General features: G+C 62.8%; 16 protein-coding genes. 8 read left to right on the forward strand and 8 right to left on the reverse strand.

Features of this window, described 5'->3' with window-relative positions; translation table 11 throughout:
- Positions 1-128 precede the first annotated feature (128 nt).
- Positions 129-1,151, reverse strand: a complete 1,023-nt coding sequence (glpX, locus tag ACZ881_RS13200; RefSeq protein ID WP_017198677.1) for a class II fructose-bisphosphatase — start codon at positions 1,149-1,151, stop codon at positions 129-131.
- A gap of 200 nt (positions 1,152-1,351) precedes the next feature.
- Here glpX and ACZ881_RS13205 point away from each other — a divergent pair, with 200 nt between their 5' ends.
- The 5 genes from ACZ881_RS13205 to ACZ881_RS13225 all read left to right on the forward strand — a co-directional run bounded on the left by ACZ881_RS13205 (position 1,352) and on the right by ACZ881_RS13225 (position 6,726).
- Positions 1,352-2,053 carry a DUF4245 domain-containing protein gene (locus ACZ881_RS13205; RefSeq protein ID WP_370629050.1) on the forward strand — a complete coding sequence of 234 codons (702 nt, stop codon included), beginning with the start codon at positions 1,352-1,354 and terminating at the stop codon, positions 2,051-2,053.
- Positions 2,054-2,105: 52 nt separating this feature from the next.
- Complete coding sequence (locus ACZ881_RS13210; protein WP_011774029.1) at positions 2,106-2,720, forward strand: carbonic anhydrase; 615 nt, start codon at positions 2,106-2,108, stop codon at positions 2,718-2,720.
- A gap of 87 nt (positions 2,721-2,807) precedes the next feature.
- Positions 2,808-4,235 (forward strand): class II fumarate hydratase, encoded by a 1,428-nt coding sequence (locus ACZ881_RS13215; protein ID WP_091466132.1) that lies wholly within the window; start codon positions 2,808-2,810, stop codon positions 4,233-4,235.
- A 131-nt stretch (positions 4,236-4,366) separates the two neighbouring features.
- Positions 4,367-5,053, forward strand: a complete 687-nt coding sequence (locus ACZ881_RS13220; protein ID WP_476116095.1) for a TetR/AcrR family transcriptional regulator — start codon at positions 4,367-4,369, stop codon at positions 5,051-5,053.
- Entirely contained in the window at positions 5,050-6,726 is a 1,677-nt protein-coding gene (locus ACZ881_RS13225; protein WP_091466130.1) for an MDR family MFS transporter, read from the forward strand. The genes ACZ881_RS13220 and ACZ881_RS13225 overlap by 4 nt, the downstream gene beginning before the upstream one ends.
- A 2-nt stretch (positions 6,727-6,728) precedes the next feature.
- On the opposite strand, the gene ACZ881_RS13230 is transcribed toward ACZ881_RS13225, so the two are convergent.
- The 3 genes from ACZ881_RS13230 to ACZ881_RS13240 all read right to left on the reverse strand — a co-directional run bounded on the left by ACZ881_RS13230 (position 6,729) and on the right by ACZ881_RS13240 (position 8,415).
- Complete coding sequence (locus ACZ881_RS13230; RefSeq protein WP_476116097.1) at positions 6,729-7,205, reverse strand: NUDIX hydrolase; 477 nt, start codon at positions 7,203-7,205, stop codon at positions 6,729-6,731.
- Positions 7,206-7,209: 4 nt separating this feature from the next.
- Positions 7,210-7,527: an META domain-containing protein gene (locus ACZ881_RS13235; RefSeq protein ID WP_476116099.1), complete on the reverse strand. Its 318-nt coding sequence runs from the start codon at positions 7,525-7,527 to the stop codon at positions 7,210-7,212.
- 336 nt (positions 7,528-7,863) lie between these two features.
- Complete coding sequence (locus ACZ881_RS13240; protein ID WP_476116101.1) at positions 7,864-8,415, reverse strand: prepilin peptidase; 552 nt, start codon at positions 8,413-8,415, stop codon at positions 7,864-7,866.
- Between the two features lie 59 nt (positions 8,416-8,474).
- Here ACZ881_RS13240 and ACZ881_RS13245 point away from each other — a divergent pair, with 59 nt between their 5' ends.
- Both ACZ881_RS13245 and ACZ881_RS13250 read left to right on the forward strand, forming a co-directional pair.
- Positions 8,475-9,236, forward strand: coding sequence for a hypothetical protein (locus tag ACZ881_RS13245; RefSeq protein ID WP_476116103.1), 762 nt, complete (start codon positions 8,475-8,477; stop codon positions 9,234-9,236).
- A 32-nt stretch (positions 9,237-9,268) separates the two neighbouring features.
- Positions 9,269-9,913: a GNAT family N-acetyltransferase gene (locus ACZ881_RS13250; RefSeq protein WP_476116104.1), complete on the forward strand. Its 645-nt coding sequence runs from the start codon at positions 9,269-9,271 to the stop codon at positions 9,911-9,913.
- A gap of 288 nt (positions 9,914-10,201) precedes the next feature.
- Here the strand turns inward: ACZ881_RS13250 and ACZ881_RS13255 are convergent, their stop codons facing one another.
- Together ACZ881_RS13255 and ACZ881_RS13260 are read right to left on the reverse strand one after the other, a co-directional pair.
- The gene (locus tag ACZ881_RS13255) at positions 10,202-11,596 is read right to left on the reverse strand and encodes a PhoH family protein (protein WP_476116105.1); all 1,395 of its coding nucleotides are present in this window, start codon (positions 11,594-11,596) and stop codon (positions 10,202-10,204) included.
- Between the two features lie 237 nt (positions 11,597-11,833).
- The gene (locus ACZ881_RS13260; protein WP_017198688.1) at positions 11,834-12,640 is read right to left on the reverse strand and encodes an isoprenyl transferase; all 807 of its coding nucleotides are present in this window, start codon (positions 12,638-12,640) and stop codon (positions 11,834-11,836) included.
- 108 nt (positions 12,641-12,748) lie between these two features.
- Here ACZ881_RS13260 and trhA point away from each other — a divergent pair, with 108 nt between their 5' ends.
- On the forward strand, positions 12,749-13,390 hold the full coding sequence (gene trhA, locus ACZ881_RS13265) for a PAQR family membrane homeostasis protein TrhA (RefSeq protein ID WP_476116107.1): 642 nt from the start codon (positions 12,749-12,751) through the stop codon (positions 13,388-13,390).
- A 21-nt stretch (positions 13,391-13,411) separates the two neighbouring features.
- Here trhA and ACZ881_RS13270 read toward each other — a convergent pair whose 3' ends face one another.
- Both ACZ881_RS13270 and ACZ881_RS13275 read right to left on the reverse strand, forming a co-directional pair.
- Positions 13,412-15,586, reverse strand: coding sequence for a thioredoxin domain-containing protein (locus ACZ881_RS13270; protein WP_476116109.1), 2,175 nt, complete (start codon positions 15,584-15,586; stop codon positions 13,412-13,414).
- Positions 15,564-15,875: a hypothetical protein gene (locus ACZ881_RS13275; RefSeq protein WP_091466116.1), complete on the reverse strand. Its 312-nt coding sequence runs from the start codon at positions 15,873-15,875 to the stop codon at positions 15,564-15,566. Before ACZ881_RS13275 ends, ACZ881_RS13270 begins: the two co-directional genes overlap by 23 nt.
- Positions 15,876-15,926: the final 51 nt, after the last annotated feature.

A 15,926-nucleotide genomic window follows, 5' to 3' on the forward strand; every position in this document is an offset into this window, starting at 1 on the left:
TCGCGCGCAACCGGGGCCGCCCGGGCACAAAGAAGGACGGCGAGTATCGCGAAAGCGGCATCACATCGACGAGTTACGAGGAGATAGCCGCCGAGCGATGCTCGCCGTCCTTCTGTTAAGTGCGGAGGTTACGGCTTGCGCGCGTACGTCTCCCACTTGGATGCGTGGTGCTCAGCCTCTACGAAGCGGACCGTCCCGGACTTGGAGCGCATCACGATGGACTGCGTCATGACGCGGTCCTTCTGGTAGCGCACACCGTGGAGGAGGTCGCCGTCGGTGATGCCGGTTGCTGCGAAGTAGCAGTTGTCCGAGGTGACGAGGTCGTTGGTGGACAGGACGCGGTCGAGGTCGTGTCCGGCGTCGATGGCCTTCTGCTTCTCTTCGTCCGACGTCGGCCACAGGCGGCCCTGGATCACACCGCCGAGCGACTTGATGGCACAGGCTGCAACGATGCCTTCCGGGGTGCCGCCGATGCCCATCAAGGCGTCAACGCCGGTACCGGAGCGGGCTGCTGCGATGGCGCCGGCGACGTCGCCGTCCATGATGAACTTGGTGCGGGCACCGGCTTCGCGGATTTCTTCCACGAGGGGGCGGTGGCGGTCGCGGTCCAGGATCATGACGTTGAGCTGGTTGACCTTGACGCCCTTGGCTTTGGCGATGAGGTGCAGGTTCTGCTTGACGGGCAGGCGCAAGTCCACCATGTCGGCGGCTTCGGGGCCGGTGACGAGCTTCTCCATGTAGAACACAGCGGAAGGGTCGAACATGGATCCGCGCTCGGCAACTGCCAACACTGCGAGGGCGTTGTTGATGCCCAGGGCGGTCAGGCGTGTTCCATCGATGGGGTCCACGGCGACGTCACACTCGGGACCGGTGCCGTCACCAACCTGCTCGCCGTTGAACAGCATGGGGGCTTCATCTTTTTCGCCTTCACCGATGACCACGACGCCGTTGAAGTGGACGGTGTGAAGGAACGAACGCATGGCATCGACGGCGGCACCGTCTGCCTTGTTTTTGTCGCCGAAACCTACCCAGTGGCCACCGGCAATTGCCGCGGCTTCGGTGACACGGACGAGTTCAAGCGCAAGGTTGCGGTCGGGTTCGTCGAGGCCGACGGCAAGCGACGGCGAAATCGTGGAATACTGCTGGGTCATTGGTGCAGGAGACACTTGAACCTCTTCTTCGAGTGACGATTCACGGGACCGGACATGGTTGCACTAAGCAACCCGGGGTTCCTCTATCAACGATCATAGTCGCCACGTGGTCCGGGAGTCGTTGGATGACCACGGCCCGCAATACCGGCGGTGAGGTTGCCGGATGTGTGTTCCCTGCCTCGATAAGCGATCATGGAGGGGTGAGTGAAACGCAGGACAAGCCCGCTGCCGGCAATGAGCCGGACGCCGCGGAGGCTAACCAAACAAGCGCCCAGGCATCCCCGGATGCCCCCTATAAACCCGTCATTGCGGCGAAAGCTGCCAAGCGGGCCAACGCTTCGGTCATCGGCATGGTCATAGCGCTGCTTGTCTGTGTACTGGCTTTCCTCCCCATCGTTTTGATGAACCCGGCTCCCAAGGGCGAAGGTTTCAGGCCGGATGTTGACGTCGCGTCCATCGCCCGCAATGCCACGGGTGTGGCGGGATTCACACCTGTCACTCCGGATACGGGCGACACATTCAAGCCCAACTACGCCCGTTGGGAGTCCGGCAGCGGAAGCGGCGTTCCTACCTGGGAGATTGGTTTCCTGACGCCCAAGGAAAACTTCATCGGGCTCACCCAGACCAGCCAGGCAAACCCCACATGGGTTCTGCAGAAAACGGAGAACCTTCCTGTCACTGGCACGCGTAGTGCAGGCGGCCAGGAGTGGGAGCTGCGCGACTCAGGCAAGGAAAAACGCAGCATGGTCCTGGAGTACCGCGGTACCACCATCATTCTGAACGGCACCGCAAACCTGGATGAGTTCGCAACTTTGGCGGCCGCCGTCGTGAAGTCCGCAGAGCAGGCACCGCCTGCAAGCGCACCGGCTACCGCCACTACTTCTGCGCAGCCCTCCGCCTAACCCGGCGCAACAGTTTCACGGACTGCCCCGTCCGCGTCGTAAAGTAAGGCTCGTGCCTACTTACCTGACTCCAGCCCTGGCGTGGCGCCGTCTCCGCGAGGGTAACGAACGTTTTGTTTCCGGCGAATCCCTGCACCCCAACCAGGATGCTTCGCGACGATCTTCTCTCATTGAGAACCAGAACCCCTTCGCCGTGATCTTCGGCTGCTCGGATTCACGGCTCGCTGCAGAGATTATCTTTGATCTGGGGCTCGGTGACGCCTTCGTGGTGCGCACTGCCGGCCAGGTCATTGATGATGCGGTTTTGGGTTCCCTCGAGTACAGCATCAGCGAACTCCGGGTTCCGCTGATCGTCATCCTCGGCCATGACAGCTGCGGTGCCGTGAAGGCCACCAAGGCGGCCGTTGAAACAGGCGAGATGCCCCCGGGCTTCATCCGCGACCTCGTAGAGCGCATCACACCGTCCGTCCTGACCGCCAAGCGCAATAGCCAGGAAGACGTCAACGACATGGTGGTGGAGCACGTCAAGCAGACTGCTGCCCGCCTGGCTGACAGCTCACGTGTGATTTCCGACGCCATCGACGACGGCCGGGTTGCCGTGATCGGCTTGTCATACAAGCTCGACGAAGGCCGTGCGGCGCTCGTTTCCGGGATCGGCAAGCTCTAGGACGACGTGCTCCGGCCTCAGCGCCGGAGCACGTAGCACTCCTCTCCGGGTTTTCTGTGGAGCGTCCAATCGCCCTAAGCTAGCCCCATGACTTCCACCACTGAGTTCCGTATTGAACATGACACGATGGGCGAAGTTCGCGTCCCCGTGAACGCCCTGTACCGCGCCCAGACGCAGCGTGCTGTGGAGAACTTCCCGATCTCCGGCAAGACGCTTGAGCGCACACACATCGAGGCTCTTGCCCGCGTGAAGAAGGCAGCTGCACTGGCGAATGCCGAACTGGGGGTGCTCGATGGTGAGCTCGCCGAGGCTATCGCCGCCGCTGCCGATGAGGTTGCCACCGGTAAGTACGACGGCGACTTCCCGATTGACGTTTTCCAGACCGGCTCGGGCACTTCCTCCAACATGAACACCAACGAGGTCATCGCGGAGCTGGCATCGCGCGCCCTCGCGGCCGCGGGGAGTGACAAAGTTGTCCACCCGAACGACCATGTGAACGCGTCGCAGTCCTCCAACGACGTCTTCCCGACGTCCGTACACGTCGCCGCCACCTCGGCCCTGATCAACGACCTGATCCCGGCACTGGAGTACCTGGCAGCTTCCCTCGATCGCAAGGCCGTGGAGTTCAAGGACGTCGTCAAGTCCGGCCGTACCCACCTCATGGACGCCACGCCGGTCATGCTCGGCCAGGAATTTGGCGGCTACGCTGCCCAGGTCCGGTACGGCATCGAGCGCATCAACGCCGCACTCCCCCGCGTTGCCGAAGTTCCCCTGGGTGGCACCGCTGTTGGTACCGGAATCAACACCCCGGCCGGCTTCCCGGAGCGCGTCATCGAACTCCTCGCCGCCGACACCGGCCTGCCGCTGACCGAAGCACGCGACCACTTCGAAGCACAGGCAAACCGTGACGGCCTGATCGAAGGTTCCAGCCAGCTCCGCAACATCGCGATCTCCTTCATGAAGATCAACAACGACCTCCGCTGGATGGGCTCCGGCCCCAACACGGGCCTCGGCGAAATCGCCATTCCGGACCTTCAGCCGGGCTCCTCGATCATGCCGGGCAAGGTCAACCCGGTGATCTGCGAAGCGTCCATCATGGTCTGCGCCCAGGTCATCGGCAACGACACCGCCATCGCCTGGTCCGGCACCAACGGCGCCTTCGAACTCAACGTCGGCATCCCCGTGATGGCCGCCAACCTGCTCGAGTCCATCCGCCTGCTGGCCAACACCAGCCGCGTCATGGCCGACAAGATGATCGACGGCATCACCGCCAACGTTGAGCGTGCGCGCTTCCTCGCAGAGGCTTCCCCGTCCATCGTGACCCCGCTGAACAAGTTCATTGGTTACGAGAACGCTGCCAAGATCGCCAAGATCGCCGTGAAGGAGGGCCTGACCATCCGCCAGGCCACCGAGAAGCTTGGCTTCGTCGGCGAGGGCGAAGGCAAGGTTACCGAGGCAGAGCTCGACAAGGCCCTTGACGTCACCACTATGACGTCCCCCGCTCACAAGAACTAATACTCAAAGCACGACGACGGCCGGTACCTTTCTCACGAAAGGTGCCGGCCGTCGTCGTGCCCGGACGTATGAGTAAAGCCATACCCCGAAACTTTTTGCACTTTTAGTGCTTGTGTGCAAAACTTTACTTTGTGAGCAATAGTGCAAATACTGATGGTGGCCTCCGTGAGCGCAAGCGGGCTGCCACGCGGACGGCGATCACCGCCGTCGCGCGTTCCATGACCGCGGCACGTGGCCTGAGCGGTTTCACCGTTGAAGAAGTCTGCGAAGAGGCGGGGATTTCACGCCGGACCTTCTTCAATTACTTCCACTCCAAGGAAGACGCCGTCATCGGTTCGTTTTCGGATGAGTTGCCCGAGGACGCCTTGGAAACGTTCAACCAGAACCCTTCCCCCACACCGGACAGCATCTCCGGGACTCTCTTGGCAGCCCTGCACGTGCTCACCGTGACCCTGATGGAGCGTTCATCCATCAGCCGGACCGAGGTCCAACAGTTCATCGCTGCCATTACGGCTGAACCACAGCTACTGGCGCGGCTCACCCTCGAAGGGGAAGCCCGCGAACGACAATTCGCCGCGCTGGTGGCCGCCCGCGAAGGGCTGGACCCCGAGCACCCCGAAGTCATGACGGCAACGGTGGTGTTCGGGGCGGTCTCCAAGAAGACAGCACAGCAATTCTTCTCGGAGGATAATTCGCGCCCCTACCGCGGGATCCTCGAACAGAACCTCAACGCCGCACGGAAACTTTTTGCGCAACCACTGGCCACGAACCAAGAGTTGGGCGCCAACCCCCTTGAAACCACGAAGGACCCCGCATGAGTACACTCTCCAAAGCAGCCGAACCGCTGCTGCTGACCCAGAAACGCATCTGGATCATCTTCTCTGCGCTGATCGCAGGCATGCTGTTGTCCAGCCTCGACCAGACGATCGTTTCCACCGCAATGCCTACCATCGTGGGCAAGCTGGGCGGCGTGGAGCACCAGGCCTGGATCACCACCGCGTACCTCCTTGCCACCACCATCGTGATGCCCATCTACGGCAAGTTCGGTGACATCCTTGGGCGTCGCAACCTGTTCCTCGTCGCAATCGCCCTGTTTACCCTCGCATCCGTGGGTTGCGCGTTTGCCACCGACTTCTGGGGCTTCGTGATCTTCCGCGCCATTCAAGGCCTGGGCGGCGGCGGCCTCATGATCCTCTCGCAGGCGATCATTGCCGACATCGTTCCCGCCAAGGAGCGCGGCAAGTACATGGGCCCGTTGGGCGCAATCTTCGGCCTGTCCGCTGTAGCCGGACCGCTGCTGGGTGGCTTCTTCGTTGACCACCTCACCTGGGAATGGGCTTTCTACATCAACATCCCCATCGGCATCGCTGCGTTCATCACCGCCTGGTTCACTTTGACCCTGCCGAATAAGAAGGCAGAGAAGAAGATCGACATCCTGGGTGTCCTGTTCCTCTCCGCTGCCACCACCTGCCTCATCTTCTTCACGGACTTTGGCGGCAAGAAGGACGAGGGCTGGGATTCACCCCTTACGTGGGCGTTTGGGGCCGGCATGGTCCTGGCCGCCTTTGCCTTCGTGATGGTTGAACGCCGCGCCGAGGACCCCATCATTCCGCTGAGCCTGTTCAAGAACCCCATCTTCATCAACGCCACGGCCATCGGCTTTACGTTGGGCCTGGGTATGTTCGCCGCCATTGCTTTCGTTCCCACGTTCCTGCAGATGTCCTCCGGAACGTCGGCCGCTGAGTCCGGCCTGCTGATGCTGCCCATGATGGTGGGCCTGATGGGCACGTCCATCTACTCCGGTATCCGCATTTCCAAGACCGGCAAGTACAAGATGTACCCCATCCTGGGTGCTGCGCTCACCATCGCTGCAATGCTGTGGCTGACCACGCTCACAGCGGCAACCCCCATCTGGGTCATCTGCGTGCAGCTCTTCATCTTCGGCGCCGGCTTGGGCCTGATCATGCAGGTCATTGTCCTGGTAGTGCAGAACTCCGTTCCTGCTGACCAGATTGGTACGGCGACCAGTACCAACAACTACTTCCGCGAGGTAGGGGCATCGCTGGGTGTCGCCGTCTTTGGAGCGATCTTCACCAACCGTTTGGCCGAATCACTCACCGACGCCTTCACAGGTGCCGGTGCCTCCGCCGAGCAGGCTTCACAGTCCACCAGTACCCTGGATCCCCAAGCCTTGGCGCAGATGCCTGAACAGTTGCGTGATGCGATCGTCAACGCCTACGCCAACTCGCTGGCGCCCGTCTTCTGGTACTTGGTGCCGTTCATTGCCATCGCACTGATCCTTGCCATCACCCTGAAGCAGATCCCGCTCTCAGACACCGCCGGCATGGTGGCACGCGGCGAGGCTGTGGGTGGCGAAGAGGCGGACCGGCTTGAGGCCGAGCGCCTGGAGACTGCACGGCTGGAAGCGGAGTTGGCTGCCTCGGATGGCATCGAAAAGGATCGCCCGACGGCCGACGCGGGCAGACGGTAAGGCTAGTCCTCCACTTGGTACGCCACGGGGCCTTCGGGCTCCGTGGCGAGCCTGATGGCTTCCAGGTTTCCGGCGCTCATGTCCGGAAGCTCATCCAGCGCGAACCACCCGACGGCCAACGATTCGTCATCGTTGACTTGAGCTTCCCCCGAGACGTAGCGGCAGCGGAACGTGATGTCCAGGAAATCGCACACATCGCCGTTGGGGAACGTCACCGGCCCCACGACTCCAACCCCGATGATGCGCTCGGTCTCGGCCACCACCGCTGTTTCCTCAAAGATTTCCCGCACGAGCCCGGGCGCAGGATGTTCTCCCGGTTCCAGCATGGCGGTGATGAGTGTCCAATGGCCGTTATCGGCACGTTGGCCTAACAACACCCTGCCTTCGTCATCAAACACCACGCCCCGCACAGCCGGAAGCCAAAGGGGGTCGTTGCCGATCTTCTCCCGTAGTTTGAGCACAAATTCGGGTGCACCCATGGTGTCAGCTTTCCTTCAATTCGATGGTGGCATGTGAGTTGTGCAAGGTGAGGGTGTCGCCGTCCAGCTTCCACTGAACAGGCTGTTCAAAGAGCTGCTCTGTCCAGGCCTGATAGCTGCCGGTTGACCCCTCACAGCCTCTGTCAGTAGCGGTCCTCCAACTCGGCGTCAGGACATCATCGCCTACCCAAACCGTCACCTGCAGCCCGTTGCATGGCGTCGAAACATACAGGATCCATTCAAAATTCATCTTCGACGAACGGATCCGCAGCGGGTCCGTTCCGAGCCACGCCACATCTCCCGTGGCGTCAGTTCCCCGCACGGACGTGAACCGGGAACAACCCAGCGGGCCACCCTCGCAGGACGGCTCCGCCCCATCGGGGATGTCCGGCGGTCGAGTAGGTCCCGGAGCGGTCTCTACTGGCAAAGTTCCAGCAGTAGCGATGCCTGGTTGCCCGCATCCAGTCAGCAGGACGGCACAGGAAAGAGACGCTCCCAGCAAGAAACCCAAGCTTTTCCGCCGCACTGCAACCCTCCTACGCCCTCAAACACGTCCCAACACTCGCTGGGCTAAGCATGACCCAGCCCGGTGAACGCCGAGAATACGGGGAGCGTTGCAATTTGGCCGCAGTTGGGCCGGAACGAGCGCTGCATGGCTTCACGCAGGAAGGATCAGCATTGCGGCAGCCGCGCCTGCCAGCATGAACGGGCCGAACGGGATGGCCGAGCGCAGCGTGCCTCGCCGGGCCACCAGGATACCCAGGCTCCACAGCCCTCCCAACAGGAAGGCAGCGAACGTCCCCGCAAAAATATGGCTCCACCCCAGGTAGCCCAGATAGAGGCCCAGCACTCCGGCCAGCTTCACGTCGCCAAAGCCCATCCCCGGCGGGTGAACGAGCCGCAGCACGAAGTAGAACAGCCAGAGCACGACACCGCCGGCCATCACGCCCAGGCCGGGCACACCAAAGAGCACAGCCGCCGATGCACCTTCCGTGGGTGCATCGGCGAAGTACACCACCAGTGCCGCAGCCAGCAGCAGCACCCCAGCCACGGCGTAGGACGGAAACACGATCCGGTTTGGCAACAGGTGGCTCCGGATATCTATCACTGTGAGCCGGACGGCCATCACCACGAAGTACAGGCATGCCGCCATCACGAGCCAGAAGCCCAGTGGATTGGCATCCCAGAGGTCGGAGAGTCGTCGGATCACCTTCGGATGCTATCCCGGTGGCCGCCATTCCCGCTTGAACCCGTAGGTAAACTGTGGATATGGGGCGCTACAGTGCAGCTGGACCGGGTTTTGACTTGTCCTCCACATTCCGCAATCTTTGCCGTTCATCGCCGTGGAAGTGGACCAGCCTCCGCTTTGAGTACCTCGAACGGCCCGGCTCCGGCGCCGCCATGGTCCGGGCTTGGCTTAGGCGCCCGGGTGCCCTCCGCCTCGAGACGCCGGACGGCCAACTTCTGCACAGCACCACCGGCATCAACGACTCCCGGGACGATCTTTACATCAGTTCCACGCGCCGTTCGTGGCTGCTTCCGGCTCACCTTGTGACGCCGGTTTATGACGACGCCGGCCTTGTCCGCCGGCGCCCTGAGGCCGCCTACGGTGAGCCCTCCTTTGGTAACGGTCGCCTGGCCGCCGCCCTCGACCCCGTAGAGCTTGCCGGCAACGCCCCAGTCCCCTTGGAGTTCCCGGACACCAACCGGGTCTTCCTGGAGCAACCGCGCGAGGTGGACCATGAGGGCCGCCTTGCCTTGGAAACCATCGTTACTCCCAGCCGGACGTATGTCCCTTCCGACCCCAGTGAACCCTTGGCACACCCCGGCAGAACACTGATCAGGATCGACATCGGCACAGGCGTTTGCGTGGCCAGCCAGAGCCTGGACGGCGACACCGCGGGCAAGGGGCACTGGCTCAAGATCCTGGCAGTGGACGAGTACATGCTTGACGACCTCTTCCTGGCAGAATCGATGAATCTCACGGACGTCAGGCGCCACATCTCGTGGGACATCGGCCCTGCCGCCTGAGGGGTGGCTCTCTTCCGGGCTAAGCTACGGCGATGACATCGCTGGCAGAAATATGGCCCCCTTTCGGACTCACCCTCACCACTCCGAGGCTGACCATCCGTCCCGTCCTCGACGAAGACATCCCTTCCGCCGTGGCCGCGGCCCGTTCCGGTGTCCACGAGCCCGGCAAGAGCCCGTTCAGCGTGCCGTGGACAGAACTTCCCGACGACGAGCTCGCTCCCAACATGGCCCAGTGGTACTGGCGCTGCCGCGCCAACTTCACAAAGGACTCCTGGACCCTTCTCCTCGGCGTCTGGCATGACGACGAGCTCCTCGGTGTCCAGGACGTCGGCGCCAAGAGCTTCAAAACCCTGAAAACAGTGAGCACGGGCTCGTGGCTCAAGCAGTCCGCGCAGGGCCAGGGTTTCGGCAAGGAGATGCGTGCCGCCGTCGTGAGCTTCGCCTTTGACCATCTGGGCGCGGAAGTAGCCGAGTCCGAAGCGGCGGTCTGGAACCAGCAGTCCCTGGGCGTCTCCACCAGCCTCGGCTACGAACTGAACGGCACTTTCCGCGACGGCTGGGGCGAAAAAGTGGAGGAAGTCCAAAGAGTCCGCCTCACCCCCACCACATTCACCCGCCCCCACTGGACCCTAAAAGTCCAAGGCCACGAAGAGCTGAAAACCTATCTGAAGCTCTAGAACCACGTCCCCGGCCCGCTATCCCGTTGTCGCCCAGCAACGAAACAGCGGCCCAGCAACGTAGTAGCGTGCCACTAACCTAAAACACCTCGGCGAGCGTGCAAGGTCCTTCGGGGCGGCGGCGACCAATACCGCAAGCCGAGCTGCGGTCCTTCGCAGAGGAGCGCATCGCGACGCATCGGACCCCGAAGGTCGCCCAGCGACCTTCGGGGTCCTTTTGCGGTGTGTCTAAGCGACGGCGAAGGGCCGTGGCCCGGCGAACCGAACCACGGCCCAGCCCAGGATGACCTAGATCTCAGCCCCTTCGAGCAACTCAGTCACAAGAGCAGCAATCGGCGACCGCTCAGAGCGGGTCAGCGTGATGTGCCCGAACAGCGGATGGCCCTTGAGCGTCTCCACTACGGCGGCCACCCCGTCGTGCCGCCCCACGCGGAGGTTGTCGCGCTGGGCGACGTCGTGGGTGAGGACGATTTTGGAGTTTTGTCCGATGCGGCTCATGACGGTGAGGAGCACGTTTTTCTCGAGTGACTGTGCTTCGTCCACGATCACGAAGGCGTCGTGCAGGGAGCGCCCGCGGATGTGGGTCAGCGGCAGGACTTCGAGCATGCCCCGGTCCATGACTTCTTCCACGACTTCCTGGCTGACGAGCGCCCCGAGGGTGTCGAACACTGCCTGCGCCCAGGGGTTCATTTTTTCGGATTCGGAGCCGGGGAGGTAGCCGAGTTCCTGGCCGCCCACAGCGTAGAGGGGGCGGAAGACCACTACTTTGCGGTGTTCCCGGCGTTCCAGGACGGCTTCCAGGCCCGCGCAGAGGGCGAGTGCGGATTTGCCTGTGCCTGCGCGGCCACCTATGGAGACGATCCCGACGGCGGGGTCCATGAGGAGGTCGATGGCGAGCCGTTGCTCTGCTGAGCGTCCGTGGAGTCCGAAGACGTCGCGGTCGCCTTTGACGAGCCTGACATGTTTGTCTGCTCCTACGCGGCCGAGGGCGGAGCCGCGGTTGGACAGGAGAACCAGTCCCGTGTTGACGGGAAGTTCTGCGGCTGCCGGGATGAAGGCGGGTTCGTGGCCGTAGAGGGTTGTGATTTCTTCTTCGGTTGCGTCCACTTCGGCCATGCCGGTCCAGCCGGAGTCTTTGACGAGTTCGTTGCGGTATTCGTCGGCGTGGAGACCCATGGCGGAGGCTTTGACGCGCATGGGGAGGTCTTTGGAGACGACGGTGACGTTGTGGCCTTCGTTTGCCAGGTTTTTGGCGACGGCCAGGATGCGGCTGTCGTTGTCCCCTCCGCGGAATCCTGCGGGCAGCACTTCCGTGGAGATGTGGTTCATTTCCACCCTGAGGAGGCCCCCGTCTTTCCCGATGGGGATGGCGTGGTCCAAGCCGCGGTGTTCGATTCTGAGGTCGTCCAGGAGCCTTAGGGCTTTTCGGGCGAAGTAGCCCAGTTCGGGATCGTGGCGTTTTCCTTCCAGTTCACTGATGACCACGATGGGGACGATGACTTCGTGTTCAGCGAAGCGCAACAGTGCGTGTGGATCGGATAGCAGGACGGACGTATCGATCACGTAGCTGCGGCCTGTGGCGGACGGTGCGGTCCGCGCTTTTTGTGAGGCCCGCTTGGTGCGAGAGGTAGCTGCACTTTCCCCGTCGGAAACCATTGCGGGCAGTTGCTCAGAAATAGCCACATCGACTCCAGCCCCGGGCAGTTCGCCCGGCCTAATGGTGAAGCGGCTCGGCCGGAAGGCCGGGCGTGGCCTCCCATGTAACTGGTGCGATAGTCCGCTCCATATACTGGCCTCCCCGATCAGCGGGCGGTTTTGCCTGCTGATGGGATTAACGTAATCCTACTCACAGAAAATTCCGCAACCTGCGTCGGCAAGTCGCATTGCCAGCTGATTAATTCCTGATGAACCGCAGCAAGGTTAGGTCCCGAATCGCCGCTGGCGCCCGGCATAATCCCTGAGCGCACGTAGGAAATCGACCTTGCGGAAGGCAGGCCAGAGGGCTTCACAGAAGTAGAACTCGCTGTAGGCGCTTTGCCACATGAGGAACCCTGAGAGCCGCTGCTCGCCGGAGGTGCGAATGACGAGGTCCGGGTCGGGTTGGCCGCGGGTGTAGAGGAACCGGGAGATGTCGTCCACCGAAAGTTCATCTGCGACGTCGGACATCTTGCGTCCTTTTGCGTCGGCATCGTGGAGAAGTTCCCGGACGGCGTCGACGATTTCGCGGCGTCCGCCGTAGCCGACGGCCACGTTCACGTGGATCTTTTCGTGGACCGGGGTGCGGGCGGTCAGTTTGTTAAGGCGTTCGGCCAGGTAGTCCGGGAGGAGTTCCGGTGCGCCCATTGCGTGGACGGAGACATCCTCGTCTTCATCCAGCCGGTCCATGGTGTTCGCGATGATGCCCATGAGCAGATCCAGTTCCTCGCCGGAGCGGCTCATGTTGTCCGTGGAGAGCATGTAGAGGGTTACGACTTTGACGCCGAGTTCCTGGCACCAGCCGAGGAATTCGTGGATCTTGTCCGCGCCCGCCTGGTGCCCTTGGCTGGTCGGTGCGTTGAACTGGCGCGCCCAGCGCCGGTTTCCATCCACCATCACGCCGATATGCCGCGGAATTCTGTCCTGCTTGAGCGATCGCAGCAGTTTGCGCTCGTAGAAGCCATAGAGGAAACCGGGCAGCTCCACCGGACTCTCACCTGACTTCCTTGCTTGTACGACGACGGCGCACATCCAAGGCTACCGTCCCGAGCTGCCGGGCCGGTGCAGAAGACGGTCAAATTCGTCTTCAGGACTTGTTACCAGTGGGTAACTTACCGAAACGTAAGTTATTCTTGACCCATGGCTGAGCTCCTCGAAACCAAGCCCCTATGGCGTGGGTGGATCCACGCCATCGCCGCCCCCTTTGCACTCGCGGCAGGGATCATCCTGGTGACCGTCGCACCCACCCCCGACCGCAAGATCACCTCCGCCATCTATGCCTTGACGGGCTTCCTGCTGTTTGGCGTCAGCGCCGTTTACCACCGCGGAAACTGGTCGCCCAAGGTCCGAATGCTGCTCAAACGACTGGATCACACCAACATCATGCTGGTGATCGCCGGCAGTTACACCCCCCTGGCGTGGTCCTTGCTGGAGCGATCACAGGCCGTGACGTTGCTGTGGCTAGTGTGGTCCGGAGCAATAGTCGGGGTGCTCTTCCGAATTCTGTGGACACACGCTCCACGCTGGTTGTACGTGCCGGTTTACATAGCACTAGGCTGCGGAGCGTTGTTCTACCTGCCCCAGTTCTTCACCGCCAATGCCCCGGCAGCAATACTCATCTGCGTCGGTGGAGCGTTGTACATCGCCGGCGCGGTGTTCTACGCCATAAAAAAACCGAACTTCAGCGTCCAGCACTTCGGCTTCCACGAACTCTTCCACGCCTTCACAGTGCTGGCGTTCGCGGCGCATTTTGCTGCCATCATGATGGCAGTGCTCAGCTAGGCCTGAGCTGGAAAGGCCGTGTCAGTCGCCTGCCGCCATCGACGCCAGCCGGTACTGAACCGCTGCCACATCGCTCAGCGGCCTCTCGCAGACCATGTCGCGGCACAAGTAAACCTGCGCCGATCCGTCTGGCGCGCCTGACCTGTGGAGCAGCAGAGGAACTTCCACCTCCCCGGCCGGGAACGCGCCGTCGTCCATTTTCACGGCGATAACCAGGCCGGGGCTGGGAGACTTCAGCAGCGCAGTGTGCAACTCGCGTAGCAGCGGCGAGTCCGGACCTGCGACGGCGGCCTCTACCGGGCCGGCCAGTGCAGCTTGCGCGGTAGCCAGCAGCCAACCCGCAACACGCGGCGCCCGCGTGGCGAGGGGTGGTAACAGGCCGAGGATATTGCCGGCCATCAGGCGATGCTCGTGGGAACCGGAGTAAGCGGCGAAAGACAACAAGGCGCCCGCGAAACCGGCGGCACCGCTGGGCGTGGCATTGTCGAACGGGTCCAGCGCAGTTTGCTGGCCCTGGGCGTTGAAAACCTGCGCGGACTCCCCCGCAGAGTCGGCCAATTTCCCGTTCTCCACAAAACGTGAACATGCGGCCAGAATGAGCTCCTCCGCGAAGCGGTACCAGCGCGTGGCTGCCGTGACGCCATAAAGCGCCAGGAGGCCATCGGCGCAGAAGGCGTAGTCCTCAAGCAGACCACCAATGCCCCGCGCCCGCGAGTCATGTGAAACGCGGACCAGTACCTGTGACGCGCTCTTCCAGTGAACGTCCGCGAGGTACTCCGCCACGGCTTCAGCCGCGGCAACCAAGTCAGGGCGGTCCAGGATGGCGCCTGCTTCGGCGAGGGCGGCCATGGCGAGGCCATTCCAGCCGGCCACCACTTTGTCGTCCCTGGCCGGCTGGTTCCGAACATTACGGGAGGCCAACAGCACCGGTCGGACCCGCTCCCAGAGCCTGCTCTCTGCGTCCGTCAACGCCCGGCCAGGATGTAGCGGCGAACCCAGCTCAGAAACAGTCCCCTCTGCACCGACGTTCATCATGGTCGCCACAGCCTCGGCGTCACCCGGGCCAAGGGCGTCCACGAGAGATTGGGGAGTCCACAAATATGTTGCGCCCTCATGATGCACGCCGCCAACCACGGTGTCAGCGTCCAGGGAGGACGCCAACGCGCCGTTGGACAGCTTGAGGGAACCCAACAGCCACTCGGCACACCTCGAGGCCACGGATGCTGCTTCGTCCGCCGGGAAGACCTCATTGCCGCCAAGCCGGGCCCAGTGTGCGTAGACGCGCAGCAGCTGCGCATTGTCGTACAGCATTTTTTCGAAGTGCGGCACGGACCAGTCCGCCGTCACCGAGTAGCGGGCGAATCCGCCGTCGAGCTGGTCGCGCAAGGCCGAGCGGGCCATGCCGGCAAGACCCCGGGCTGCCATGTCGCGGGCAGCAAGGGCAGTATCCGACGGTGCGGCTGCGTGCCGGATGAGGAACTCAAGAACCGCCGACGGCGGGAACTTGGGAGCGCTGCCGAACCCACCGGCGTCGGGGTCTTCGGAACGGGCCAGCAGCGCTACGGCCTCCGGGAGGAGGCCTGCTTCCAGCATTTCGGGCGGGCCGTCCAGCCGGACCGCACCGGAAAAAGGTGCATCGGCCATGTTCGCTGCCAGTCCCCTGGCATTCTGCTCCACGGCATCGCGGCGCTCCAGCCACGCCTCATGGACTGCCTCCAGGACATTGCGGAACGAGGGACGGCCGGGCAAAGGAATGGGCGGGAAGTACGTTCCCGCGTGGAAGGCGAGCCCGTCGGGGGTGAGGAAGACGGACATCGGCCACCCACCTTCGCCGCTGATGGCCTGGGTGGCCGCCATGTACACGGAGTCGACGTCGGGCCGCTCTTCCCGGTCAACCTTCACCGGGACAAAATGGGCGTTCAGGTAACTGGCAGTTTCCTGGTCTTCGAAGGATTCGTGGGCCATGACGTGGCACCAGTGGCATGCCGCGTAGCCGATGGAGAGGAAGACGGGGACATCACGCTCGGCAGCAAAGGCAAAAGCCTCATCACCGAACGGGCGCCAGAACACGGGATTGTCCGCGTGCTGCCGCAGATAAGCAGAAGGCTCCGAACCCAGGGCGTTACTTGCCCCGGGCCAGTTGGGTCGACCCGATTCAGCGGGTTGACCCGATTCAGCGGGTCCGGGGACCGCCATCGCCATTCTCGTCGGTGGAGCTACTTGCTTCGACAGCGCTTTCGCTTCCGCCGTCCGCGTTGTCCGCTTCTGCCGCCAAGCGTGCTTCTTCCACCTGGGCGCGGTAGCGAACGCGGCGGATCCTGCGAACCATGTCCACGATCAGGAAGGTTGTGAGGATCACGATGAAGGCCGTGAGGACGAAGCCCCACGTACCGGGCGTCACCTGATCCTCGGACAGGCCGGGCCGCAGCGTGCCCGTGGGATCGGGCGACGGAGTGACGGTCAGGGCAAGAATCAAGTGATGCACTTTCAAACCTTCTATGGGAGCTGGTGCGTGCCGATTGGCAGCGCGTAACCG

This window comes from Paenarthrobacter sp. TE3676, from assembly GCF_056279165.1.